29 protein-coding genes and 1 tRNA gene are annotated in these 22,187 nt (G+C 48.8%); 22 read left to right on the plus strand and 8 right to left on the minus strand.

Going from position 1 to position 22,187, the window contains the following annotated elements:
• The first annotated feature begins 8 nt into the window (after nt 1-8).
• From rplR to rplQ, 12 genes are all read left to right on the plus strand, one after another.
• Complete coding sequence (gene rplR, locus ACFQ1T_RS05355; RefSeq protein WP_194748723.1) at nt 9-362, plus strand: 50S ribosomal protein L18; 354 nt, start codon at nt 9-11, stop codon at nt 360-362.
• Between the two features lie 14 nt (nt 363-376).
• The gene (rpsE, locus tag ACFQ1T_RS05360) at nt 377-886 is read left to right on the plus strand and encodes a 30S ribosomal protein S5 (RefSeq protein ID WP_018986262.1); all 510 of its coding nucleotides are present in this window, start codon (nt 377-379) and stop codon (nt 884-886) included.
• Between the two features lie 2 nt (nt 887-888).
• Nucleotides 889-1,083 carry a 50S ribosomal protein L30 gene (gene rpmD, locus ACFQ1T_RS05365; RefSeq protein ID WP_019881237.1) on the plus strand — a complete coding sequence of 65 codons (195 nt, stop codon included), beginning with the start codon at nt 889-891 and terminating at the stop codon, nt 1,081-1,083.
• 2 nt (nt 1,084-1,085) lie between these two features.
• Nucleotides 1,086-1,523, plus strand: a complete 438-nt coding sequence (rplO, locus tag ACFQ1T_RS05370) for a 50S ribosomal protein L15 (RefSeq protein WP_275356358.1) — start codon at nt 1,086-1,088, stop codon at nt 1,521-1,523.
• 24 nt (nt 1,524-1,547) lie between these two features.
• A complete protein-coding gene (gene secY / locus ACFQ1T_RS05375) occupies nt 1,548-2,861 on the plus strand; it encodes a preprotein translocase subunit SecY (RefSeq protein WP_018986259.1) in 1,314 nt (437 codons plus the stop codon).
• Between the two features lie 3 nt (nt 2,862-2,864).
• A complete protein-coding gene (gene infA, locus ACFQ1T_RS05380; protein WP_194748721.1) occupies nt 2,865-3,083 on the plus strand; it encodes a translation initiation factor IF-1 in 219 nt (72 codons plus the stop codon).
• A gap of 24 nt (nt 3,084-3,107) precedes the next feature.
• On the plus strand, nt 3,108-3,221 hold the full coding sequence (gene rpmJ, locus ACFQ1T_RS05385) for a 50S ribosomal protein L36 (RefSeq protein WP_081620790.1): 114 nt from the start codon (nt 3,108-3,110) through the stop codon (nt 3,219-3,221).
• Between the two features lie 108 nt (nt 3,222-3,329).
• A complete protein-coding gene (gene rpsM, locus ACFQ1T_RS05390) occupies nt 3,330-3,692 on the plus strand; it encodes a 30S ribosomal protein S13 (protein ID WP_194748720.1) in 363 nt (120 codons plus the stop codon).
• A 39-nt stretch (nt 3,693-3,731) separates the two neighbouring features.
• Nucleotides 3,732-4,121: a 30S ribosomal protein S11 gene (gene rpsK / locus ACFQ1T_RS05395; protein WP_018986256.1), complete on the plus strand. Its 390-nt coding sequence runs from the start codon at nt 3,732-3,734 to the stop codon at nt 4,119-4,121.
• Between the two features lie 47 nt (nt 4,122-4,168).
• Nucleotides 4,169-4,798, plus strand: a complete 630-nt coding sequence (gene rpsD / locus ACFQ1T_RS05400) for a 30S ribosomal protein S4 (RefSeq protein ID WP_194748719.1) — start codon at nt 4,169-4,171, stop codon at nt 4,796-4,798.
• A gap of 56 nt (nt 4,799-4,854) precedes the next feature.
• Complete coding sequence (locus tag ACFQ1T_RS05405; RefSeq protein ID WP_194748718.1) at nt 4,855-5,841, plus strand: DNA-directed RNA polymerase subunit alpha; 987 nt, start codon at nt 4,855-4,857, stop codon at nt 5,839-5,841.
• 33 nt (nt 5,842-5,874) lie between these two features.
• Nucleotides 5,875-6,261 carry a 50S ribosomal protein L17 gene (gene rplQ / locus ACFQ1T_RS05410; protein WP_194748717.1) on the plus strand — a complete coding sequence of 129 codons (387 nt, stop codon included), beginning with the start codon at nt 5,875-5,877 and terminating at the stop codon, nt 6,259-6,261.
• 42 nt (nt 6,262-6,303) lie between these two features.
• On the opposite strand, the gene ACFQ1T_RS05415 is transcribed toward rplQ, so the two are convergent.
• Nucleotides 6,304-6,552: a glutaredoxin family protein gene (locus tag ACFQ1T_RS05415; RefSeq protein WP_194748716.1), complete on the minus strand. Its 249-nt coding sequence runs from the start codon at nt 6,550-6,552 to the stop codon at nt 6,304-6,306.
• Nucleotides 6,553-6,630: 78 nt separating this feature from the next.
• On the opposite strand from ACFQ1T_RS05415, the gene mgtE reads away from it, so the two are divergent.
• Together mgtE and ACFQ1T_RS05425 are read left to right on the plus strand one after the other, a co-directional pair.
• Entirely contained in the window at nt 6,631-8,088 is a 1,458-nt protein-coding gene (gene mgtE / locus ACFQ1T_RS05420) for a magnesium transporter (protein WP_194748715.1), read from the plus strand.
• A gap of 10 nt (nt 8,089-8,098) precedes the next feature.
• Nucleotides 8,099-9,391: a mechanosensitive ion channel family protein gene (locus ACFQ1T_RS05425; RefSeq protein WP_379074625.1), complete on the plus strand. Its 1,293-nt coding sequence runs from the start codon at nt 8,099-8,101 to the stop codon at nt 9,389-9,391.
• A 68-nt stretch (nt 9,392-9,459) separates the two neighbouring features.
• On the opposite strand, the gene rpmG is transcribed toward ACFQ1T_RS05425, so the two are convergent.
• From rpmG to coaBC, 5 genes are all read right to left on the minus strand, one after another.
• On the minus strand, nt 9,460-9,615 hold the full coding sequence (rpmG, locus tag ACFQ1T_RS05430; RefSeq protein ID WP_013441158.1) for a 50S ribosomal protein L33: 156 nt from the start codon (nt 9,613-9,615) through the stop codon (nt 9,460-9,462).
• A 31-nt stretch (nt 9,616-9,646) separates the two neighbouring features.
• On the minus strand, nt 9,647-9,883 hold the full coding sequence (gene rpmB / locus ACFQ1T_RS05435) for a 50S ribosomal protein L28 (protein WP_018986249.1): 237 nt from the start codon (nt 9,881-9,883) through the stop codon (nt 9,647-9,649).
• Nucleotides 9,884-9,978: 95 nt separating this feature from the next.
• The gene (gene dut / locus ACFQ1T_RS05440; protein ID WP_194748713.1) at nt 9,979-10,431 is read right to left on the minus strand and encodes a dUTP diphosphatase; all 453 of its coding nucleotides are present in this window, start codon (nt 10,429-10,431) and stop codon (nt 9,979-9,981) included.
• 122 nt (nt 10,432-10,553) lie between these two features.
• Entirely contained in the window at nt 10,554-12,626 is a 2,073-nt protein-coding gene (locus ACFQ1T_RS05445; protein ID WP_379074630.1) for a TonB-dependent receptor family protein, read from the minus strand.
• Between the two features lie 102 nt (nt 12,627-12,728).
• Entirely contained in the window at nt 12,729-13,925 is a 1,197-nt protein-coding gene (gene coaBC, locus ACFQ1T_RS05450; protein ID WP_379074633.1) for a bifunctional phosphopantothenoylcysteine decarboxylase/phosphopantothenate--cysteine ligase CoaBC, read from the minus strand.
• A gap of 100 nt (nt 13,926-14,025) precedes the next feature.
• On the opposite strand from coaBC, the gene ACFQ1T_RS05455 reads away from it, so the two are divergent.
• Both ACFQ1T_RS05455 and radC read left to right on the plus strand, forming a co-directional pair.
• Nucleotides 14,026-14,793 carry a hypothetical protein gene (locus ACFQ1T_RS05455; RefSeq protein WP_275356353.1) on the plus strand — a complete coding sequence of 256 codons (768 nt, stop codon included), beginning with the start codon at nt 14,026-14,028 and terminating at the stop codon, nt 14,791-14,793.
• Nucleotides 14,794-14,811: 18 nt separating this feature from the next.
• Nucleotides 14,812-15,486 (plus strand): RadC family protein, encoded by a 675-nt coding sequence (gene radC / locus ACFQ1T_RS05460; protein ID WP_275356352.1) that lies wholly within the window; start codon nt 14,812-14,814, stop codon nt 15,484-15,486.
• A gap of 24 nt (nt 15,487-15,510) precedes the next feature.
• Here the strand turns inward: radC and ACFQ1T_RS05465 are convergent.
• Both ACFQ1T_RS05465 and ACFQ1T_RS05470 read right to left on the minus strand, forming a co-directional pair.
• Nucleotides 15,511-15,586 (minus strand) — tRNA-Val (locus ACFQ1T_RS05465).
• Nucleotides 15,587-15,733: 147 nt separating this feature from the next.
• Complete coding sequence (locus ACFQ1T_RS05470) at nt 15,734-15,934, minus strand: ANTAR domain-containing protein (RefSeq protein ID WP_228518840.1); 201 nt, start codon at nt 15,932-15,934, stop codon at nt 15,734-15,736.
• Between the two features lie 286 nt (nt 15,935-16,220).
• Between ACFQ1T_RS05470 and ACFQ1T_RS05475 the strand changes: the two genes are divergently transcribed.
• The 6 genes from ACFQ1T_RS05475 to ACFQ1T_RS05500 all read left to right on the plus strand — a co-directional run bounded on the left by ACFQ1T_RS05475 (nt 16,221) and on the right by ACFQ1T_RS05500 (nt 22,156).
• On the plus strand, nt 16,221-18,275 hold the full coding sequence (locus tag ACFQ1T_RS05475) for a carbon starvation CstA family protein (RefSeq protein WP_379074637.1): 2,055 nt from the start codon (nt 16,221-16,223) through the stop codon (nt 18,273-18,275).
• A 12-nt stretch (nt 18,276-18,287) separates the two neighbouring features.
• A complete protein-coding gene (locus tag ACFQ1T_RS05480) occupies nt 18,288-18,476 on the plus strand; it encodes a YbdD/YjiX family protein (protein WP_379074640.1) in 189 nt (62 codons plus the stop codon).
• A complete protein-coding gene (locus ACFQ1T_RS05485) occupies nt 18,449-18,733 on the plus strand; it encodes a TIGR03643 family protein (RefSeq protein ID WP_228518839.1) in 285 nt (94 codons plus the stop codon). The genes ACFQ1T_RS05480 and ACFQ1T_RS05485 overlap by 28 nt, the downstream gene beginning before the upstream one ends.
• Before the next feature lie 103 nt (nt 18,734-18,836).
• Nucleotides 18,837-20,693 carry a dihydroxy-acid dehydratase gene (gene ilvD / locus ACFQ1T_RS05490; RefSeq protein WP_194748706.1) on the plus strand — a complete coding sequence of 619 codons (1,857 nt, stop codon included), beginning with the start codon at nt 18,837-18,839 and terminating at the stop codon, nt 20,691-20,693.
• On the plus strand, nt 20,693-21,628 hold the full coding sequence (locus ACFQ1T_RS05495) for a D-hexose-6-phosphate mutarotase (RefSeq protein WP_194748705.1): 936 nt from the start codon (nt 20,693-20,695) through the stop codon (nt 21,626-21,628). Before ilvD ends, ACFQ1T_RS05495 begins: the two co-directional genes overlap by 1 nt.
• Before the next feature lie 204 nt (nt 21,629-21,832).
• Nucleotides 21,833-22,156 carry a c-type cytochrome gene (locus ACFQ1T_RS05500; RefSeq protein WP_194748704.1) on the plus strand — a complete coding sequence of 108 codons (324 nt, stop codon included), beginning with the start codon at nt 21,833-21,835 and terminating at the stop codon, nt 22,154-22,156.
• Nucleotides 22,157-22,187 lie beyond the last annotated feature (31 nt).

Consider the following 22,187-nt stretch of genomic DNA (forward strand, 5'->3'; position numbering starts at 1 on the left):
TAAATTCAATGAAAAACGTAAATAACCGCTTGCGCAGAGCACGTAAAACCCGTGCCAAAATCGCCGAGTTGAAAGTGACACGTTTGAGTGTACATCGCACCAACACCAATATCTACGCACAGATTATTGCTGAAACTGGCGATCGCGTGTTGGCGAGTGCATCCACCGTTGAGGCTGAAGTGCGTCAACAACTGAAAAATGGCGGCAACATCGAAGCTGCAACCCTGATTGGTAAGCGTATTGCTGAAAAAGCAGCAAAAGCAGGTATTACCACTGTTGCATTTGATCGTTCAGGCTACAAGTATCACGGTCGTATCAAGGCTTTGGCTGACGCTGCCCGTGAATCTGGTCTCAAATTCTAAGGGTGAGATAAAGAATGGCTAAAGATATTGAACAACAGCAGCAAACTGACGGTTTGCGCGAAAAGATGATTACCGTTAACCGTGTAAGTAAAACGGTTAAAGGTGGTCGTATCATGAGCTTCGCTGCGCTGACCGTGGTTGGTGATGGTGATGGCGCCGTTGGTATGGGTAAAGGTAAAGCACGTGAAGTGCCTGTGGCTGTACAAAAAGCCATGGACGAAGCCCGTCGCAGTATGGTTAAAGTGAACCTGAACAATGGCACATTGCACCATGCAGTGACCGGTGTTCACGGTGCCGCTAAAGTGCTGATTCAGCCAGCTTCTGAAGGTACCGGTATTATTGCTGGTGGCGCAATGCGTGCGATCTTCGAAGTAATGGGTGTGACTAACGTCGTTGCAAAGAGTATTGGTTCAACCAATCCTTACAACCTGGTTCGCGCGACCTTGAATGGTCTGGCATCCATGAATACACCGGCTGAAATCGCCGCTAAACGTGGTAAGACCGTAGAAGAAATCAGAGGTTAATCATGGCTAAAGCAAAAAAAGAAAGCGCTACTTTGAAAGTGACGCTGGTAAGAAGTTTGATTGGTCGTATTGAAGCACACAAAGCTACTGTTCGTGGCTTGGGTTTGCGTCGTATGCACCACACTGTAGAAGTGCAGGACACTCCTGAAATTCGCGGCATGATCAACGCTGTGAGTTATCTTTTGAAGGTTGAATAATCATGCAATTAAACACGATTAAGCCTGCTGCAGGCGCAAAAAAAGCACCTCGTCGTTTAGGTCGTGGGATTGGTTCTGGCTTGGGTAAAACTGGTGGCCGTGGTCACAAAGGTCAAAAATCCCGTGCTGGCGGTTTCCATAAAGTAGGTTTTGAAGGCGGTCAAATGCCTTTGCAACGTCGCTTGCCTAAACGTGGTTTTAACTCCCTGACTCATGCAGACACCGCACGTATTCGTACTAGCGAGTTGGCTTTGGTTGATGCTGAGGTGGTTGATATCTTGGCATTGAAAGCAGCGAAATTGGTTCCAGCTGCTGTGAAGGCAGTGAAAGTCTATCTGTCTGGTGAAGTTTCAGCCAAGGTTCAAGTGCAAGGGTTGTTGTTGACCAAAGGTGCTAAGGCAGCCATTGAAGCAGCTGGCGGCAAAGTGCTGGAAGTATAAACGTAGTCAAAAGAGAGTATCAGCTTGGCACAGGATAATATCTTAAGTTCCGTTGGCAAACTTGGCGAATTAAAAAGCCGTTTGTGGTTCTTGTTGGGTGCATTGGTGGTTTACCGCCTCGGTGCACATATTCCAGTGCCAGGCATTGATCCTACAGTGTTGAAGCAGTTGTTCGACACGCAGAAAGATGGCATTTTGGGCATGTTTAACATGTTCTCCGGTGGGGCGCTGTCGCGTTTTACCGTATTTGCCCTGGGGATCATGCCCTACATTTCTGCGTCGATTATTATGCAGTTGCTCACGGTGGTTTCACCACAGTTGGAGCAGCTGAAAAAAGAAGGTGAAGCTGGTAGACGCCAGATCACGAAGTACACGCGTTACGGCACGGTATTGTTAGCGACTTTCCAGGCGCTGGGTATTGCGATCGCACTTGAAGGTCAGGCTGGTCTGGTATTGGATCCTGGCTTTGCTTTCCGCATCACTGCAGTTACCACACTGGTGGCCGGGACGATGTTCCTGATGTGGTTGGGTGAGCAGATTACCGAGCGTGGCATTGGTAATGGTATTTCTATCATTATTTTTGCCGGGATTGTAGCGGGCTTGCCGCATGCAATTGGTAGCACCTTGGATTTGGCTAAAACAGGCGCATTCTCTATTCCATTAGTGATGTTCCTGTTTGTGGCAGTGATTTTAGTGACAGCGCTGGTGGTTTTTGTTGAGCGCGGTCAACGCAAAATCACAGTGAATTACGCAAAGCGTCAGGTTGGTAACCGCATTTACGGCGGTCAATCGACGCATTTGCCTTTGAAGCTAAATATGTCTGGTGTGATTCCACCGATTTTTGCTTCAAGTATTATTTTATTCCCGGCTACTTTAGCTGGTTGGTTTGGTAGCAGTGAGCACATGTATTGGCTCAAGGACGTCAGTGCAAAACTGTCGCCTGGTCAGCCCTTATATATCTTGTTGTTTGCTGCAGCGATTTTGTTTTTTGCTTTTTTCTACACGGCATTGGTGTTCAATCCCAAGGAAACTGCAGATAACCTGAAGAAGAGTGGCGCATTTGTGCCAGGTATTCGCCCAGGTGAGCAAACCGCAAAATATATTGACCGCATCATGGGTCGTTTGACATTGATTGGTGCGCTGTACATTACGCTGGTTTGTTTATTGCCAGAGTTTTTAGTGTTGAAATTTAATACCCCGTTCTATTTTGGTGGAACTTCATTGTTGATTATCGTTGTTGTGACGATGGACTTTATGACGCAGGTGCAATCTCATCTGATGTCGCAACAGTATGAAGGCTTGCTGAAAAAGGCAAACTTTAAGGGGACGGGTAAGTAGAAGATGGCAAAAGAGGATCGCATTGAGATGCAGGGGGAGATTGTTGAAAATCTCCCGAATGCAACTTTTAAAGTGAAACTGGAAAATGGTCATACAGTACTTGGTTACATTTCAGGCAAAATGCGTATGCATTACATCCGTATTCTGCCAGGTGACAAAGTCACGGTTGAGATGACCCCTTATGATTTAACCCGTGCGCGAATTACATTCCGCGCAAAGTAAGTGAATTAATTAAAGGAAAGTAAGATGAGAGTTCGCGCATCAGTTAAAACATTATGCCGTAACTGTAAAGTCGTAAGACGTCGCGGTGTTGTTCGCATTATTTGTACTGACCCACGTCATAAACAACGTCAAGGTTAATGGTAAACAATTGCTTGTGAGAGCATAGTGAAGCTGATATAATATGCGGCTTTTCTTTTCTACGCACAAGTTTGATCGTGAAAAACGATTGATTATTGGAGTTTAAGTATGGCTCGTATTGCCGGGGTAAATATCCCAAACCACAAACATGCAGAAATTGCGTTGACCTCTATTTATGGTATTGGTCGCGATACTGCGCAGAAGATCTGTGCTGCAGCTGGTGTTTTAACTACTGTAAAGGTTAAAGACTTGAGCGATGCAGAAGTAGAGAAGCTGCGTGACGAAGTGGCTAAATACACTGTAGAAGGTGATTTGCGTCGTGAAGTGACCATGAATATCAAACGTTTGATGGACTTGGGTTGCTACCGCGGTATTCGCCATCGTCGTGGTTTGCCAGTGCGCGGTCAGCGTACCAAAACCAATGCGCGTACACGCAAAGGTCCGGTTAAAGCGATCAAACAAGCTAAATAATCTTTATTGAACAAAAGTAAATATTAAGGACAGTACAACATGGCAAAAGCTAATGTACGCGTTAGAAAAAAAGTTAAAAAGAATATTGCCGAGGGTATTGCCCACGTGCACGCTTCTTTTAACAACACGATTATCACGATTACCGATCGTCAAGGCAATGCATTGTCATGGGCTACTTCCGGTGGTCAAGGTTTTAAAGGTTCACGTAAGAGTACTCCATTTGCTGCTCAGGTAGCTTCTGAGGTGGCTGGTAAAGCCGCTCAGGAGTCTGGTGTGAAGAATCTGGAAGTGCGTATTAAAGGGCCAGGTCCAGGTCGTGAATCTGCTGTGCGTGCGTTGAATGCTGCTGGTTTCAAAATCACTAGCATTACGGATGTGACCCCGGTACCTCATAACGGTTGCCGTCCACCGAAAAAACGCAGAATTTAATTCATTTCGCTGTCACAGATTAGCGAATCGATTACTGGAGAACTATTTTGGCTAGAAATTTAGACCCTAAATGCCGTCAATGCCGTCGTGAAGGTGAAAAGCTGTTTCTGAAAGCAGAAAAATGCTTTACAGACAAATGCGCGATCGAAAAGCGCAACTTCGCACCAGGTCAGCATGGTCAACGCCGTAACTCACGTTTGTCAGACTATGGTGTCCAACTGCGTGAGAAACAAAAAGTACGTCGTATCTACGGCGTATTGGAAGGTCAATTCCGTACTTACTACGCGGAAGCTGACCGTCAAAAAGGCATTACTGGTGAGAGCCTGTTGCAGTTGCTGGAGTCCCGTTTGGACAACGTTGCATACCGTATGGGTTTGGCTGGTTCTCGCTCAGAAGCACGTCAAGTGGTCCGTCATAACGCTATTTTGGTTAACGGCAAGCGCGTAAACGTTCCTTCCTATCAAGTGAAGGCTGGTGACGTGATTTCTGTGGCTGATAAAGCAAAAACACAATTGCGTATTAAAGCAGCTGTTGAAGCAGCTGAACAGCGTGGTTTCCCTGAGTGGTTGGAAGTCGACGTCAAAGCATTGTCTGGTAAGTTTAAGGCTAAACCTCAGCGTGATGAGTTGCCTGCTACCATCAATGAATCATTGATCGTTGAATTGTATTCTAAGTAATCGCTTAGTCTAGGCTAAGGTTTATTTTTTAATACCCAATTACTTCAAGGAATTGTATGCAAAATAACCCTACAGATTATTTGAAGCCACGTGTTGTTGACGTTGAAGTGATAACGCCACTCCGCGCACGTGTGACTTTGGAGCCAATGGAACGTGGCTTTGGCTATACCTTGGGTAATGCGTTAAGAAGAGTCTTGCTCTCTTCCATTCCGGGTTTTGCCATTACTGAAGTAAAAATTGATGGTGTCGTACATGAGTACTCCACTATCGAAGGTGTGCAAGAAGATGTTGTTGATATCTTGCTCAACCTCAAAGGTGTTGCTTTAAAACTGCACAACAAAACTGAAACCATTCTGGTTTTGAGCAAAAGCGGTGAAGGGATTGTGACAGCGGGTGATTTTGAAGTGGGTCATGATGCTGAGATTGTGAACCCAAATCATATCCTTGCTAACATCACTAAAGGCGGTAAGTTGAACCTAGAAGTGAAAGTTGAAATGGGTCGTGGTTATCAACCTGTTCCAGCGCGCCAAAAAGCCAACGATGAAGACCGTGTGTTGGGCTTCATGATGGTGGATGCGTCTTTCAGCCCGATCAACAAAGTCAGCTATCATGTTGAAAGTGCCCGTGTTGAGCAGCGTACTGACCTCGACAAGCTGATTATGGATGTGGAAACCAACGGTATCATCGAGCCTGAGCAGGCGATTCGTGATGCTGCACGTATCCTGATTGGTCAGTTGTCTGTATTTGCGAACCTGGAAGGTGCTTCTGCTGACGTTGAAGTGAAAGCAGCTCCACAGGTAGATCCTATCCTGTTGCGTCCAGTAGATGATCTGGAATTGACAGTACGTTCTGCCAACTGCCTCAAAGCAGAAAACATTTTCTACATTGGTGATCTGATTCAGCGTACTGAAAACGAATTGCTGAAGGCGCCTAACCTGGGTAGAAAATCATTGAATGAAATTAAAGATGTGTTGGCCTCCAAAGGCTTAACACTGGGAATGAAGCTGGAAAACTGGCCACCTGTTGGCTTGGAAAAAGCTTAATTTCTAATAAGATAAATACTTAAGGAAATTACTATGCGTCACGGTAATAGCAATCGTAAATTGAACAGAACCAGCAGCCACCGTGCTGCCATGTTCCGCAACATGGTGACCTCTTTGCTGCGTCACGAAGTGATCAAAACAACTTTGCCAAAAGCAAAAGAGCTGCGTAAGTACGCTGAGCCTCTGATCACTTTGGGTAAAACACCTACACTGGCAAACCGTCGTTTGGCGTTCAGCCGTCTGCGTGACCGTGACATCGTTGGTAAACTGTTCGGTGAACTAGGTCCACGTTACAATGCACGCAATGGTGGTTACCTGCGTATTCTGAAATGTGGTTTCCGCAACGGTGACAATGCGCCTATGGCGTTTGTTGAGTTGGTAGACCGTCCAGAAGTTGCAGAAGCACCAGCTGCAGAGTAAGTTCTGACGCATCAATAAAAAAGCCAGCAATCGCTGGCTTTTTTATTTGGTACGATGCGATAACAGCCATTGACTGACTTGTTCGCTATTAAAAGGCCAAGCCAGTATATTCTCCTGATCTGACGAGTTTTCTAACAATACTGGAATGCTGATTTGATAGCGTTCTAGCAATTTTTCATCTTCAATAATGTCTACGTATTGATAAGGTAGTTTTAAGGCCTGCAAAATACGCTCTGCATCCTCACAGAGATGGCACCCAAGGGTGCCAAATAATATCAATGGCTTTTGCATAAAAGTCTAGGTAGTGTCATCAACGCTTTGTACAATAATACCTGCAAAAAATAACGGCTGCTCAATATTGGATCCTGCATGACAGAAATTCACGAACATGATGAAAAAGTAATTGAAGGCAAAGAAAGCCTCAGTGAGACTTTGCAGCAAGTGATCCATTTATTGGGTAAACACAAGCTGGTTGAGCATGTCGTGCATAGGCAGGATATGCCGAATCATGATCTGGTTGAGACGCTTGTACACAAGCAGAATTTGAATGTGCTGCAGCACAAATTGGATCAGCTACATCCGGCCGACGTTGCCTATATCTTGGAATCGCTGCCATTAGACGATCGTTTAATGGTTTGGGATCTGGTAAAAGCAGAACGTGATGGCGAGATTTTGCTCGAAGTATCGGATGCGGTGCGCCAGACACTGATTGCTGACATGGATAGCGAAGAGTTGCTCGCCGCCGCCGAGCAGCTTGATACCGATGAGCTGGCTGATCTTGCGCCTGATTTACCTAAAGATGTATTGCAGGACTTGCTGTATAGCCTGGATACACAGCATCGTGAGCGTTTGCAATCAGCGCTGTCTTATCCCGATGATACGGTCGGTTCGATTATGGACTTTGATATTGTGACCATTCGGGACGATATCACGCTGGAAGTGGTCTTGCGCTATCTGCGCAGATTGCCTAAGTTTCCCGACCATACCGACAAGTTGTTTGTCATTAATCGCGATGACATCCTGCAAGGGGTTTTGCCACTCAAGCGTATTATTCTGAATGATCCGGAGACCAAAGTCGGCGATATCATGTCTACCGATGCTGTGGTGTTTCACCCTGAGGATATGGCGGACCAGGCGGCGATGGCGTTTGAACGTTATGACCTGGTGACTGCCCCGGTGGTAGATAATAATCGCAAGCTGGTCGGCAGGATTACCGTGGATACGGTGATGGATATCATCCGTGAAGAGGCCGAGGCGGATATGCTGTCTTTGGCTGGTTTGCGCGAAGAAGAAGACTTCTTTGCTTCCATCTGGAAGTCGGTGCAAAACCGTTGGGCGTGGTTGGCAATTAACTTGGTGACGGCGCTGGTTGCTTCCCGAGTCATTGGCTTGTTTGAGGGCAGTATTGAGCGAATTGTTGCTTTGGCTGCACTGATGCCGATTGTTGCCGGCATAGGCGGCAATTCCGGCAACCAAACCACCACCATGATTGTACGCGGTCTGGCTTTGGGGCAGATTTCTGGCTATCACATGAAGTCTCTGTTGCAAAAAGAGATGGGCGTGGCTTTGCTGAATGGCTTAATCTGGGGCAGTGTGCTCGGCCTGATCGCTTTTTGGCTCTATCATAGCGCGGCCTTGGGGCTGGTCATGATGTCAGCGATGACACTTAATTTGTTGTTGGCGGCCATTATTGGCGTCACCATTCCTTTGGTGATGAATAAACTGGATCGTGACCCCGCCGTGGGATCCAGCGTCCTCATTACGGCAATCACCGACAGCGGCGGCTTTATGATTTTTCTCGGCCTGGCCACCATCTTCTTGTTATAAGCGGTAATACATGGATAGCGATATTGATATTCTCTGGAAAGAAATTGCGCACGACCTGAGCTCGGTGTCGGCGTTATGGCAATTATTCATCATTGGTGCCGTGCTCGCTGTCAGCGGGCTGTTAAATCTGCACTTACGCAAGCAAATTGCGGCAGGGCGCGTAAACATCGTGTACAAAATACTGCTGGGCGGAATTGAGCGGCTGTTTTTTCCTCTGGTCGCATTTTTAATGTTACTGATTACCCGGCTCAGCCTGGAGCATTGGATGCATGTGGGGTTGATCAAGCTGTCAGTGCGCATGCTGCTGGCGATGGTGGTGATTCGCAGTTTTGTTTATGTATTGCGTTATGTCTTTTCACCTGGCGCCTGGCTGCATTCGTTTGAGCGCGTGATCGCCTGGTGTGTCTGGGTCATTGTTGCTTTGCATATCAGCGGTTTTCTCGATCCGGCATTGCAGATTCTCGAAGACGTGAAATTCACTGTCGGCAGGCAAAAGCTGAACCTGTTGTTGCTGCTTCAAGGCAGTCTGACCATCGTCATTACCATGCTGGTGGCATTGTGGCTGAGCCGCATTATTGAGATGCGCTTGATGGCTGCTACCAATATCAATGGCAACTGGCGCGTGATTATGGTCAAGCTGGTGCGCATGGTGGCGATTGTGATTGCCTTGCTGATGTCCATGGCGGCGGTGGGCATAGATGTCACCATGTTGTCCGTCTTTGGCGGCGCGCTCGGTGTTGGGTTGGGGTTTGGCTTACAAAAGATCGCCAGTAACTACGTGAGCGGCTTTATCATTTTGATGGATAAGTCTCTGCACATGGGTGACCTGATTACCATTGGCGACCATCATGGTGTTGTGCAAGAGTTGCGCTCTCGTTACATGATCCTGCAGAAGCCCGATTCGACAGAAATCATCATTCCTAACGAGAAGATGATTACGGATGTGGTAATCAATCATACCTCTGCAGTACATACAGCCAAGGTGCCTATTCCTATTCAGATCTCCTATGAAAGCGATCTTGATCTGGCAATACAGTTATTAAAAGAAATCGGCAGAACACATGAGCGCACCATACAGCATGATACGGCGGTAGATGTGACAATCAAGTCATTTGGTCAGAACGGCATTGATTTAGTATTGGCGGTTTGGGTTCCAAATCCTGAGGAAGGGACAGCCAAATTACAAAGTGACATTTATTATGAGATTTGGCGGCGCTTTAAAGCCAATAATATTCGGATTCCATATCCACAGCAGGAGGTCCGTATTATTTCCTCTTCAAACGCTGTTAATGGCGATGAATAAACTATGAATCACGGCCAATAAAAAAGCCTGCATATGCAGGCTTTTTTATTAAACATTTGAAACTAAAATTATTTTAATTTAGTTTCTTTGTACATGACATGCTTGCGAGCAACTGGATCAAATTTTTTGATCTCCATTTTCTCTGGCATGGTACGTTTGTTTTTAGTGGTGGTATAGAAATGACCTGTACCAGCACTGGATTCCAATTTGATTTTTTCACGCATGATATTGTCCTTTGCTCACTAGTGCTGCGAGTTAGATTTTTTCGCCAGCAGCGCGCAAATCAGCCAATACTGCATCGATACCATTTTTGTCGATGGTACGCAAAGCGGCGTTAGTAATGCGCAGGCTTACCCAGCGGTTTTCGCTCTCAACCCAAAACTTACGGTTTTGCAAGTTAGGCAAGAAACGACGTCTTGTTTTGTTTTGTGCGTGGGAAACGTTGTTACCCACCATTGGTTTTTTACCGGTTACCTGACATACACGTGCCATGGTTGTCTCCAAATACTTTTATCTTTTCAGAAAGAGCGAGATTATAGATTGAAATCTATGATCAAATCAAGCAATTATTGCAACTTTTCAAATAATTAGTGCTTGCCTGTGCTGCCAAAGCCGCCTTCACCGCGCTCACTGCTGGTAAATTCATCCACGATATGAAAATCTGCCTGCACTACCGGCACAATCACCATCTGCGCGATCCGTTCCATCGGGTTCAAAATAAACGGTTCTTTACTGCGGTTCCAGCACGAGACCAGCAGCTGCCCCTGGTAGTCAGAGTCAATCAGGCCTACTAAGTTGCCCAATACGATGCCATGTTTATGGCCCAAGCCAGAGCGCGGCAGAATCATGGCAGCGTAATAAGTGTTATCGATATGAATCGCCATACCAGTTGGGATCATGATGGTCTCCCCCGCTTGTATGGTTTGCGTATGTTCAATACACGCTCTTAAATCCAGCCCTGCAGACCCAGGTGTCGCGTAACTTGGCATCATATGATGCAAACGAGGATCAAGGATTTTAAGGTCTACGGTAATTGACATGCGACTGGCTCCAGAAACTGATTGCGCTATTAAACACGAAATGGCGTCGAAAATCACTAATCGCGGCAAGGCTATTCAATAAAAAAGCCAGCGGATGCTGGCTTTTAAGATGAGATTCTTCTTTAGAACTTGTATTGTGCATTTATTCCAACGAGGTAATTGCGACCTGCAGCAGGCTCATAAAAACGTGCATTGGTATCATTGACGCGAACAGCACCTATGTACTCGCGATCAAACATATTTTCTAATCTAATATATTCTTTAAAATTCCAATGACTGAGATTTTGTTCGAGGCCTGCGCGCAGGTTAAAAATTGTATAAGAAGGTGCGCTTTGCGAGTTAATATCATCAACATAAACTTTGCTGTTATATCTTCCCTCTAACGCTGTATAAAATCCCAAAGGCTGATATTTCCAAGCCACCTCGCCGTAAAGTTGATTTCGATATGTACCAGGGATGTAATTACCCGATTCAATCAGTCCGTTATTTCCAACATAGGACGAGCTATATTTCGCATTGAGAAATGAGTATGAAAAGTAAGTGGTGATATTGTTTTCATAACGGGTATCAAGGGATATCTCGGTACCGTAACGTTTAGTATTGTTCGCATTCGCGTAAACTGATCGCCCATTACTGTTTGCAGAAACAACGAGTTCATCTTGGGTGTTAATCCTGAATGCAGTTAGTGTAAGTAAGGAGGAGTCAGTAATATATGCTTTGGCACCTACTTCATAATTGTTACTTTGACTCGGTTTGAGCGTTAAATTTGGTGTCGCAGAGGCGGCCGTACTATTGTAAGCAGCTTCAATAAAAGTGGGTGTCTCAAATCCTTTGCCAAAATTTGCATAAAGATTGAGCGCTGGTGTAACTTTCCAGGTGGCTCCCAAAACAGGGTTAGTCTTTTGGTAGTCAACTGAGCCGCTATTATCAGGTGGAGTTAACTGGTCATTTACTTTTAGAGTGACTTTTGTATGACGAACACCAGCATGCACGTCAAAATTATCGGTTAACGCAAGTTTTCCTTGAATGTATTGGTCGAAGTTATCGACAATATTATCTTCGATTCTATTAGGGCCTAAGCCTGTTCCCTGAATATTGGTGTCTTTGCGCGCATCAGTCGATTTTCCATAATTCAGTCCAAGGCTGATATTGTATTGTTTTCCTGCTACCTCACCTCTATTGTCCCAGCGTAAGTCTGAACCATAGAACTCTCTGGAAATTTGACTTGATCTAGCATTCGAGCCTGTCGCATTTGTTGCCAAAATCTGGTTGTTTTCGCGCGTGCCAACATAAGTAATCAAGTTGATTGTATTGTTTGGGTTGATTGTATGTTCAAAATTAAAACCAACTTGCGTGTGGCTGCGAGATACTCTTGTGTTCGCGTTCAGAGTAGCTGGAACGACCCCTTTTCGATCACTTGCAACATCAGCTTTCGTCAATCCACCAGGATCCTGGGCATCTTGATCAAACCAGTTAACTAAAGTGGTGACTTTGGTATCTTCTGTGAGGTTGAATTTGAATTTGGCAGTGGCCATCTGCTTGTTGCTTCTACTATGGTCACGGTAACCATCAGACTCAAAGTTAGAAACATTCAGCATGTATTCCATCCCTTCAAGCTGGCCGGAGGCTTCCAAGATGTTGCGTTTGGTGTCATAGCTGCCAAACATTGCGGTTGCACCTAGTGTTGGCGTTGCAGGGGCATCTTGGGTGAACATTTGAATTACGCCACCGGACGAGTTGCCGTAAAGCGAAGAGAATGGCCCGCGCATGACTTCTATACTTTTAATTGCTGACAGGTCAACTACGCCGGGTTGGCCTTGGCCATCTGGCATGGTCAGCGGGATGCCGTCGACATAAATACGAATGCCACGCACCCCAAACGATGAACGTGCACCAAAACCCCGGCTGGAAATTTGTGGATCTTGTGCCTGCTGCGTGCGGTTTTGCGCGGTAATGCCGGGTACGCGAATCAGACTTTCCGAGAGGTTGATTTGCAGTTGGCCATCTTTGATGTTTTTTTGCTCTACGACGTCAATCGCGACCGGGAGGTCAAAGCTGTTTTGTGCTTGTCGGGTGGCTGTGACCACAATCGGAGACAGGGTGACGGCTTTTTCTTCATCTGCCAATCCACTGGTTGGGGCGGTGAAGGCGGTTGCGATGGCCATCGATAAAGGCGTGAAGCGGAATACGCGCATGTTCAAACTTTCTACTTAAAATCGAATCGCGCGATTGTAAGCTGTGCGTAAGCTTTCCCTCCTCAGTATTTTCATGAAAATACTGAGGAGGCCTGAAGATATTTAATGTGGATCAAGTCTCGCATGCAGGTGGCAGAGAATCTCGAACGCGATATTGATTTTTTCATCAGCTTGCAGGGGTGTTTCAGCTTGATCATCTATGATGGTCACCGTGTTGTGGTCGCTGCCCATGGCCGAATTGGCATGATTCGCCACAATCATGGGAATCCGCTTCGCCAGCCGTTTTTGTCGGGCGTGTTCGAGTATTTGTTCTGACTCTGCTGCAAAACCGACACAATAAGGCGGATTAGGCAAGGACGCGATATCTGCCAGAATGTCTTTGTTTTTGATCAGCGCTAAGGTGAGTGTAGACTCACTCTTTTTCAGTTTCTGTTCTGATATTTGTTGTGGCCGGTAGTCGGCCACGGCGGCGACGGCAATAAATACATCTTGGTTGGCTATATGCTGCATCACGGTTTGATACATCTCACCGGCGCTGCCCGCGAAGCAGGCTTGGCTGACTTCGGGAGGCGTGACTTGATGGTGACCATAGACTAGCGTGACCGTTGCGCCCATGCGGGTGGCGGCTTGCGCCAGAGCAAAGCCCATTTTGCCACTGCTCAGGTTGGTGATGCCACGTACCGGATCCAGCATTTCCATGGTCGCACCTGCGGTTATCAGGATGTTTTTTCCAGCCAATAACTTGGGTGTGAAAAAACGGGTGAGGGCCTCCAGCAGGTGATCCGGCTCCAGCATTCTGCCTTGTCCGACTTCGCCACATGCCTGCTCACCGCTATCCGGCCCCAGGACGGTGACGCCATCTTGCCTGAGTTGTTGCACGTTGCGCTGGGTCGCCGCATTCTCCCACATTTGTCTGTTCATGGCGGGTGCAACCAGAAGTGGGCACTCACGTGCAAGGCATAAGGTGGAGAGCAGGTCGTTGGCAAAGCCATGCGCCAGTTTGGCCATAAAATCGGCACTGGCTGGTGCAACCAGGATGGCATCTGCCTGACGGCTGAGCTCAATGTGCGGCATGCCATTGGCGATACGCTGATCCCAGCTATCTATAAACACAGGTTGCCCGGACAAGGCTTGCAAGGTGGTTGGGGTGATAAAGTGGGTGGCTGCTTCAGTCATCACCACTTGTACACGGTGGCCTTGTTTAATCAGCAAGCGTACCAATTCTGCTGTTTTGTAAGCAGCGATGCCGCCAGTGACGCCCAGCAGAATATTTAAAGGTTTTGCGTAGATCGCATTCATGGCAAGTATTTTAACTGCAAAAGCGCGCATTGAAGCATTTTTGAGCGCCGCCGGCTGTCTTTAAACATGTTAACATCTATCCATCCTTTGGGTGGCAGGCATGATAAAGACAGTCCGAATTTTCTTCTGGGTAGTAGTGGTGAGTGCGGCTTTATTGCAGCTTTGGCAAGAGTACGAAGTCCTGCAATGGCGGCATCCGCTCAAGGTGGCTTTATATCCGGTCAATGCCGATGGCTCTGCAACTTCAGCCGCGTATATTGCCAGTTTGCGTGCTGAGGATTTTGAACAGTTGGCCGCCTTTTTCTCGCGGGAGGCTGCCAAATATCAATTGCCCTTGAGGCGGCCAATCACGTTTTATCTTGGCCCGGAAATTCATCAGGTGCCGCCTGCGCCACCCGCAGTGAGTGCGCCGTTGCATGAGATTATTTTGTGGAGTCTGCAATTTCGCTGGTTTGGCTGGCGGCATCAGCCGGAGGTTGGCGTCCCGCTAGACATCAAGTTGTACCTGCTCTACCACGATCCGGCCCGGCAGCGCCATTTACGGCACTCCACCGCCTTGCACAAAGGCCGCATCGGCCGTGTCAATTTGTTTGCCGAAAACAGCCAGCACTCTGTGAATGCTGTCATCGTGGCGCATGAGCTGCTGCATACCCTGAGTGCCACAGATAAATACGACCTCAACACCCATCAGCCCCAGTTTCCGCAAGGATACGCAGAGCCCTATGCCCAGCCGCTATATCCGCAATCCATGGCCGAGCTGATGGCGGGCCAGATCCCTCAATCTGCGCAAACCTCGCGCATGGCAAAAAGTTTGGATGAAGTGGTGATTGGCCGACCAACAGCACGTGAGATCGGTTGGCTGCATTAGGCGATAAAAGGGGGCAACATGGCAATTACAGATTGGCCGGAACAGGAACGTCCACGCGAAAAGTTGCTGCGCACCGGCGCAGTGTCATTATCTGACGCAGAGTTATTGGCGATTTTCTTGCGTGTTGGGGTGGCTGGTAAAACCGCTGTGGATTTGGCGAGAGAGTTGTTGCAACATTTTCATAGCCTGAATGGCGTGTTTTCAGCAGATCTTAAACAGATGTCACGGGTGTCTGGCATGGGGGTGAGTAAATATTGCCAGTTGCAGGCGGTGCTGGAAATGAGCAAGCGGGCCTTGGGCGAAACCTTGCAGCAAAATGACAGTTTTCGCTCGCCACGCCAGGTGAAGGATTATTTGCAGTTACAACTGTCGGCCTTGCAGCGCGAAGTGTTTGGTATTTTGTTTTTAGATGCGCAAAATCGGCTGATCGCCTATGAAACCTTATTCGAAGGCAGCTTGATGCAAACCAATGTTTATCCGCGTGAGGTGGTTAAACGCGCGCTGGCGCTCAATGCGGCCGCGGTGATCCTGAGCCATAATCATCCCGGTGGGGTCGCCAGTCCGAGTCGAGCCGATGAGCAATTAACCCTCAGTTTGAAAGAAGCGTTGATGCTGGTGGATGTGAAAGTGCTGGATCACATTATCGTCGCCAAGCAGGAGACGTTTTCTTTTAGCGAGCAGGGGATGATTTGAAGCTGATCTGCTGAAGGCTGGGAGTGGTGGGTGCTAACGGGGTCGAACCGCTGACATTCGCCTTGTAAGGGCGACGCTCTACCAACTGAGCTAAGCACCCGTGCCTTGCAACGAAGCGCGCATTATACCGAAACTCTTTTTTAGTGCAAGCAGTTGCCCGGAATAAATGTGAAAGACTGCAGATGTTAACGCGGCTGATGGATCGCCAGAAACCGTCAAGGACGATTCCGGTGCCAGAATGGTGGCTTTAGGTGGTGAGTCGTTTGGTGATGTTAACTAACTGTAGCGAAATATCGGCGATGCCGGTTTTACGCTTAAAAGCCATTTCAGCCAGGAGTGAATAAGCCTGGTCTTCGCTGAGATCGCGCTGATGCATGAGAATGTCACGCGCGCTATCCACCAACTTCTGGTCTTCAAGACTCAGAATGTCGCGTGGAACGGGAGGCATGCCAGAAGCCATAACAGAATTGGGTGGTCTCATTGATCGTTTAATCAGATTATTACTGCTAGAGTTTTAGCAAACTGTATGCCAGCTGGATAAGCTTTGATAACAATATGATTCTAATCAGGAAACAGGCGGGACCTTTCTTTTTTGATGGCGGCGCTGTTCTAACTAGTCTGCACCACCACAGTGCAGTTGCACCAGTTCGCTAGGAGGAGTGGGCCTGTGTAGAGTTTTGCGCAGATGAGCGCTTTTTGTTACAGTGCAGAGATTAAAAAAGGGAAGAAATGGCATGTTAAAAGGGTTGTTGGGGCAGGTGTTTTGGGGATTGCTGGCACTCTTGGGGGCTACCGCTTTTGCACAAATTGCCTGGTGGCGTGGAGAAACATTGAATGCACTGTGGCTGATCACGGCGGCAGTGTGTGTTTACCTGATTGCCTATCGTTTTTATGCGGCCTGGATTGCGGTCAAAGTGCTGAGTATTGATGCCACCCGGGCCACGCCGGCCGAGCGGTTGAATAATGGCCGCGATTATGTGCCCACGCATCGCTGGGTGGTCTTCGGTCATCACTTTGCGGCCATTGCCGGGCCAGGTCCTTTGGTTGGGCCTACCCTGGCTGCACAATTCGGATTTTTGCCAGGCACCTTATGGATACTGATCGGGGCTGTGCTGGGCGGCGCAGTGCAGGATATGGTCACGCTGTTTTTATCTACCCGCCGCGATGGCCGCAGTCTGGGGCAAATGGCGCGAGATGAAATCGGCGCTATTGGTGGAACCGCCGCCATGATTGCAACGTTGGTCATCATGATTATTTTGATCGCAGTGCTGGGTCTGGTCGTGGTCAACGCCATGAAACACAGCCCCTGGGGCACGTCGACGGTTGCCGCGACCATTCCTATTGCCATGGTCGTCGGTGTCTATATGCGTTATCTGCGTCCGGGTCGTGTGCTTGAGGCGTCGTTGTTGGGCGTCGCTTTGCTGCTTGGTTCAGTGGTGTTGGGTGGCTGGGTTGATCATCATCCGACCCTGGCGGCGCTGTTTGACCATGAAGGCTTGCCATTGGCGTTTAGCGTGATTGCCTATGGCTTTGCCGCGGCTGTGTTGCCGGTGTGGTTGTTGCTGGCCCCCCGCGATTATTTATCGACTTATATGAAGCTGGGCACGGTCATGATGCTGGCTGTGGCGATTTTATGGTTACGGCCCGAGATACACATGCCCGCGATCACACCGTTTATTGATGGTACGGGACCGATTTTTGGCGGCAAGTTGTTTCCGTTTGTGTTTATTACGATTGCCTGCGGCGCGATTTCTGGCTTTCATGCCTTGATTGCCAGCGGTACCACGCCCAAGCTGATTTCCAGTGAGGGCGATATCCGCATGATCGGTTATGGCGCCATGTTGCTCGAGAGTTTTGTTGCCATCATGGCCATGATCGCGGCAACGGTGTTGGAGCCTGGCGTCTATTTTGCGATTAACAGCCCGGCAGGCGTGGTCGGTAAAGAGGCGCTGGATGCTGTGAATACCATCAGCAGTTGGGGCTATCCAGTCACGGTGGAACAGATGCAGCATCTGGCAAGTGCGATGGGGGAAACGACCTTGTTTGCCCGCACCGGGGGCGCACCTAGCCTAGCGGTGGGCATGGCCAGTATTCTGGGCACGGTATTCGGGGAGCATTTGCTGGCCTTGTGGTATCACTTCGCCATCATGTTTGAGGCGATCTTCATTCTCACCACGCTCGATGCAGGCACACGCGTGGGTCGCTTTATGCTGCAAGATGTGTTGGGTAACTTGCATCCCAAGTTAGGGGAAACCTCCTATACGCCGTCAGTGGTGTTAACCAGCGCGTTGATCGTCTCTGGCTGGGGTTATTTCCTCTATATCGGGGTGATTGACCCGAATGGCGGGGTCAATATTTTATGGCCGCTGTTTGGGATAGCCAACCAGATGCTGGCCGCGATTGCCTTGTCGGTTGCCACCGGGATCTTGATCAAGTCTGGCCGCGCGAACAAAGCCTGGATCACTGCGTTGCCCTTGGTCTGGTTGCTGGTGGTGACCACCAGTGCGGCTTACGAGAAGATTTTTAGTCAGGATATCCGGGTCGGTTTTTTTGCGGCTGCGAATGATTTGGCGCAGAAGCTGTCTACAGGGGTATTGCCGCCAGAAAAGGCGGCTGTTGCGCCGCAACTGATTTTTAACCAGCAGTTAGATGCCTGGCTCACCTTGTTTTTTGTGACCATGCTGTGGGTGGTGGTAGTGGATATGGTCAGGATGAGTAGACGTAGCCTGGCCGGTTTGCCCGTGAGTGCAAGTCATGAAGCGGCGTACGTGGCGACTAAACTGGGCTAGAGGAGGAACATCATGCGATTGCTCAAGCAAATATGGCAGCGTGTCAGACAGCTTTCTGGCGATGATGCCTATGAACGCTATCTGGCACATTATGCCGAGCATCATGCGTATTTGCCTGATGCGCCGCCTCCGCTAGGGCGGGCAGCATTTTTCAAACAATGGCAGGATCAGAAATGGACAGGCGTCAAACGGTGTTGCTAGCTGAAATGGATCCAGGCGATATTTCGCGCATTATTGAGATGGCGTGGGAGGATCGTACGCCGTTTGAGGCGATTGCCAGCCAGTTTGGGCTCAGGCAGGCAGACGTGATTATCCTCATGCGGCAGCAACTAAGTTCGGCTGCATTTATTGCCTGGCGTAAACGTACGCGTGGCCAACATACCAAGCACCAGGCGCTACGCAGCCCGGCGGTGAGCCGGCATTGCTCGTCCTATCAACACAAGCAATACCGACCTTAGCATTTTTTATCGCGCGCCGCGAATGTAACAAAGCTGTTTCAGCCGCACATGCGGCTACGGATTCAGTTAAAATAGGATTTTAACGTCAATCCTAGTGTTTCCCATGCCTAAATACCGTTCTCACACGACTACTCAAGGTCGTAACATGGCTGGTGCCCGCGCCTTGTGGCGTGCCACTGGTATGAAAGATGAAGATTTTTCCAAACCGATTATCGCGGTGGCTAACTCGTTTACGCAGTTTGTTCCTGGCCATGTGCATTTAAAAGATCTAGGCCAACTGGTTGCCCGTGAAATTGAAAAAGCGGGTGGCGTAGCCAAAGAATTTAACACAATTGCTGTCGATGACGGTATCGCCATGGGGCATGGAGGCATGCTCTACAGCCTGCCTAGCCGTGATTTGATTGCTGACAGTGTTGAGTATATGGTGAATGCGCACTGTGCGGATGCGCTGGTGTGTATCTCCAACTGTGACAAGATCACGCCGGGCATGTTGATGGCGGCATTACGCTTGAATATCCCTGTCGTATTTGTATCTGGTGGCCCTATGGAAGCCGGTAAAGTGAACTGGCAAGGCCAGATACGCAAGCTGGATTTGGTCGATGCCATGGTCGAAGCCGCGGATAGTCATGTCAGTGATGAAGAGGTGGCAGAGGTAGAACGTTCTGCGTGCCCAACCTGCGGTTCCTGTTCGGGCATGTTTACCGCCAACTCGATGAACTGTCTGACTGAAGCCTTGGGTTTAAGTTTGCCAGGCAATGGTTCTACACTCGCCACCCATGCTGCGCGCAAGCAGTTGTTCCTGCAAGCGGGTCGACTGATTGTTGAGCTGGCAAAACGCCACTACGAGCAGGATGATTACAGTGTGTTGCCACGCAATATCGCGACCATGCAAGCGTTTGAGAACGCCATGAGTCTGGATGTGGCCATGGGCGGCTCTACCAATACCGTCTTGCATTTGCTGGCGGCTGCGCATGAAGCCGGTGTCGATTTCACCATGAAAGACATCGACCGCATCTCACGTCAGGTACCGTGCGTTTCCAAAGTGGCACCTGCAACCAGCAAATATCACATGGAAGATGTGCATCGTGCCGGTGGCGTGATGGGCATCCTGGCCGAACTGAATCGTGCCGGTGTCATCCATACGGGCGTGCCAACCGTTCATAGTGCAACCATGGGCGAAGCACTGGCCAAATGGGACATTATGACCACGCAGGATGAGGACGTGAAAAAGTTTTATCGTGCTGCGCCTGGTGGCATTTCAACCACCATCGCGTTTAGCCAGAGCATGCTGTGGCCAGAGCTGGATAATGACCGTGAAAATGGCTGTATCCGCGACAAGGCGCATGCCTACTCGCTGGATGGAGGGCTGGCCGTGCTCTATGGCAATATTGCGCAAGATGGCTGTATCGTGAAAACAGCAGGCGTGGATGACAGTATTCTTAAATTCACCGGGCGCGCCCGTGTATTTGAAAGCCAGGACTCTGCCGTGGAAGCCATTCTTAACGACAAGATTGTGGCCGGGGATGTCGTGGTGATTCGCTATGAAGGGCCACGTGGCGGGCCGGGCATGCAAGAAATGCTTTATCCGACCTCTTACCTCAAGTCCAAAGGATTGGGTAAAGCTTGTGCCTTGCTGACTGATGGCCGTTTCTCAGGCGGTACATCCGGCCTGAGTATTGGGCATGCCTCGCCAGAAGCTGCTGAAGGCGGTGCGATCGGCCTGGTGCAGGAAGGCGACACCATAGAAATTGATATTCCGAATCGCACCATACACCTGGCGGTGACTGATGAAGAAATGGCGCACCGCCGAGCCAATATGGAGGCCAAAGGCGCCCAGGCATGGAAACCGCTGAACCGTGAGCGTCTGGTCTCACCTGCCTTGCGCGCTTATGCCGCCATGAGCACCAGTGCCGCCAAAGGCGCCGTGCGTGATGTGACCCAGATCGAAAGGGGAAGATAATGAACGACGAATGTAGCATCCTCGCCAAAAGCATGGAAATGACCAAGCGCATGAAGTTGCATGCGCATGTCAATCAATGGCAAGACGAAAACGGTCTGCAATATCTCGAAATTGATAATCCGCTGGCGACCGGCAAGATTGCCTTGCAGGGCGCACATGTCATGCACTGGCAACCCAAGTTCCTTTCACACCCGGTTTTATGGTTGTCCAGCAATGCGCGTTATGTCAAAGGGCGTTCTATCCGCGGTGGCGTCCCCATTTGCTGGCCGTGGTTTGGCGCACACCCTACCGACAGCACTTTGTGTCCGCATGGCTTTGCGCGCGTGATTCCATGGCGAGTCATGGATATTGACGCGACGCCGACCGGTGCCACCCGCATCATTCTCGAAATGCAGCAAACGCCAGAAGCACAACGTCAGTTGTCCTATCCTTATGAGCTGACGCTGACCATTACCATTGGCCGCCGCTTGCGGATTGATCTGGCGACCACCAATCTGGCTGAGCATCCGTTTGTGATTAGTGAAGCCTTTCACACCTATTTTAATGTCAGTGATTTATCCAATATCAAAATCACCGGCATGCAAGATTTGGTTTATCTGGATAAGCTACTCAAATACGAGCGCAACGTCGAGCACAACCCATTGAGCTTTGACGGCCACGAATATGACCGTGTTTATGTCGATCACAGCTCTGATTGTTCTATCCATGACAGCGGCTATAATCGCATCATCCATGTGTCCAAATCCGGCAGTGATACCACGGTTGTCTGGAATCCTGGTGCCGATAAGGCTGCGACCATGGGCGATATGGGCGTGGGCGAAGAGTGGCGCAAGACCATTTGTGTGGAAACAACCAACGCGCTGGATAATATGGTGGTGATTAATCCTGGCCGCAAACATGTCCTGAGCGCCGAGTATTCGATCGAGACCCTGTAACCTTGTTGTGACACGTGTCAACCATCTTGTTTCACGTGCGTTTTTAGGGTGTTGGCAAAACGCCAAACTGGTTCAAATTATCAATACGGCCTCGTATTTTAGCGGTTTTACTATTGTAGATTTTGGCTGGTCAGGTAAGATGCCACATGCACGAAAATTGCATTTCGGGGTTCTATTTATTTAGAGGATATTCAAGGAGATCGCATGAAAGTTTTATTATCCGCAATCGCAGCAGCGACCATGTTGATGGCTGGTTCTGCTCACGCTGTTGACGCTGCCGCTGCTAAAGCATTGGCACAAAAAAGCGGCTGTTTGGCTTGCCACAGTGTGGATGCTAAAGTATTGGGCCCAGCTTACAAAGATGTTGCTGCTAAATACAAAGGCGACAAAGGTGCTGAAGCTAAATTGATCGCTAAAGTTAAAGCGGGTGGTAGCGGTGTTTGGGGCAATATTCCAATGCCAGCAAACAGCCCACAAGTGAAAGACGAAGACATCAAAACCATTGTTGAATGGGTATTGTCTCTGTAATTCCAGCGTTGCTGTGAATCAAAAAAGCCGA

Source organism: Methylophilus glucosoxydans (assembly GCF_042676145.1).
GTDB lineage: Bacteria > Pseudomonadota > Gammaproteobacteria > Burkholderiales > Methylophilaceae > Methylophilus > Methylophilus glucosoxydans.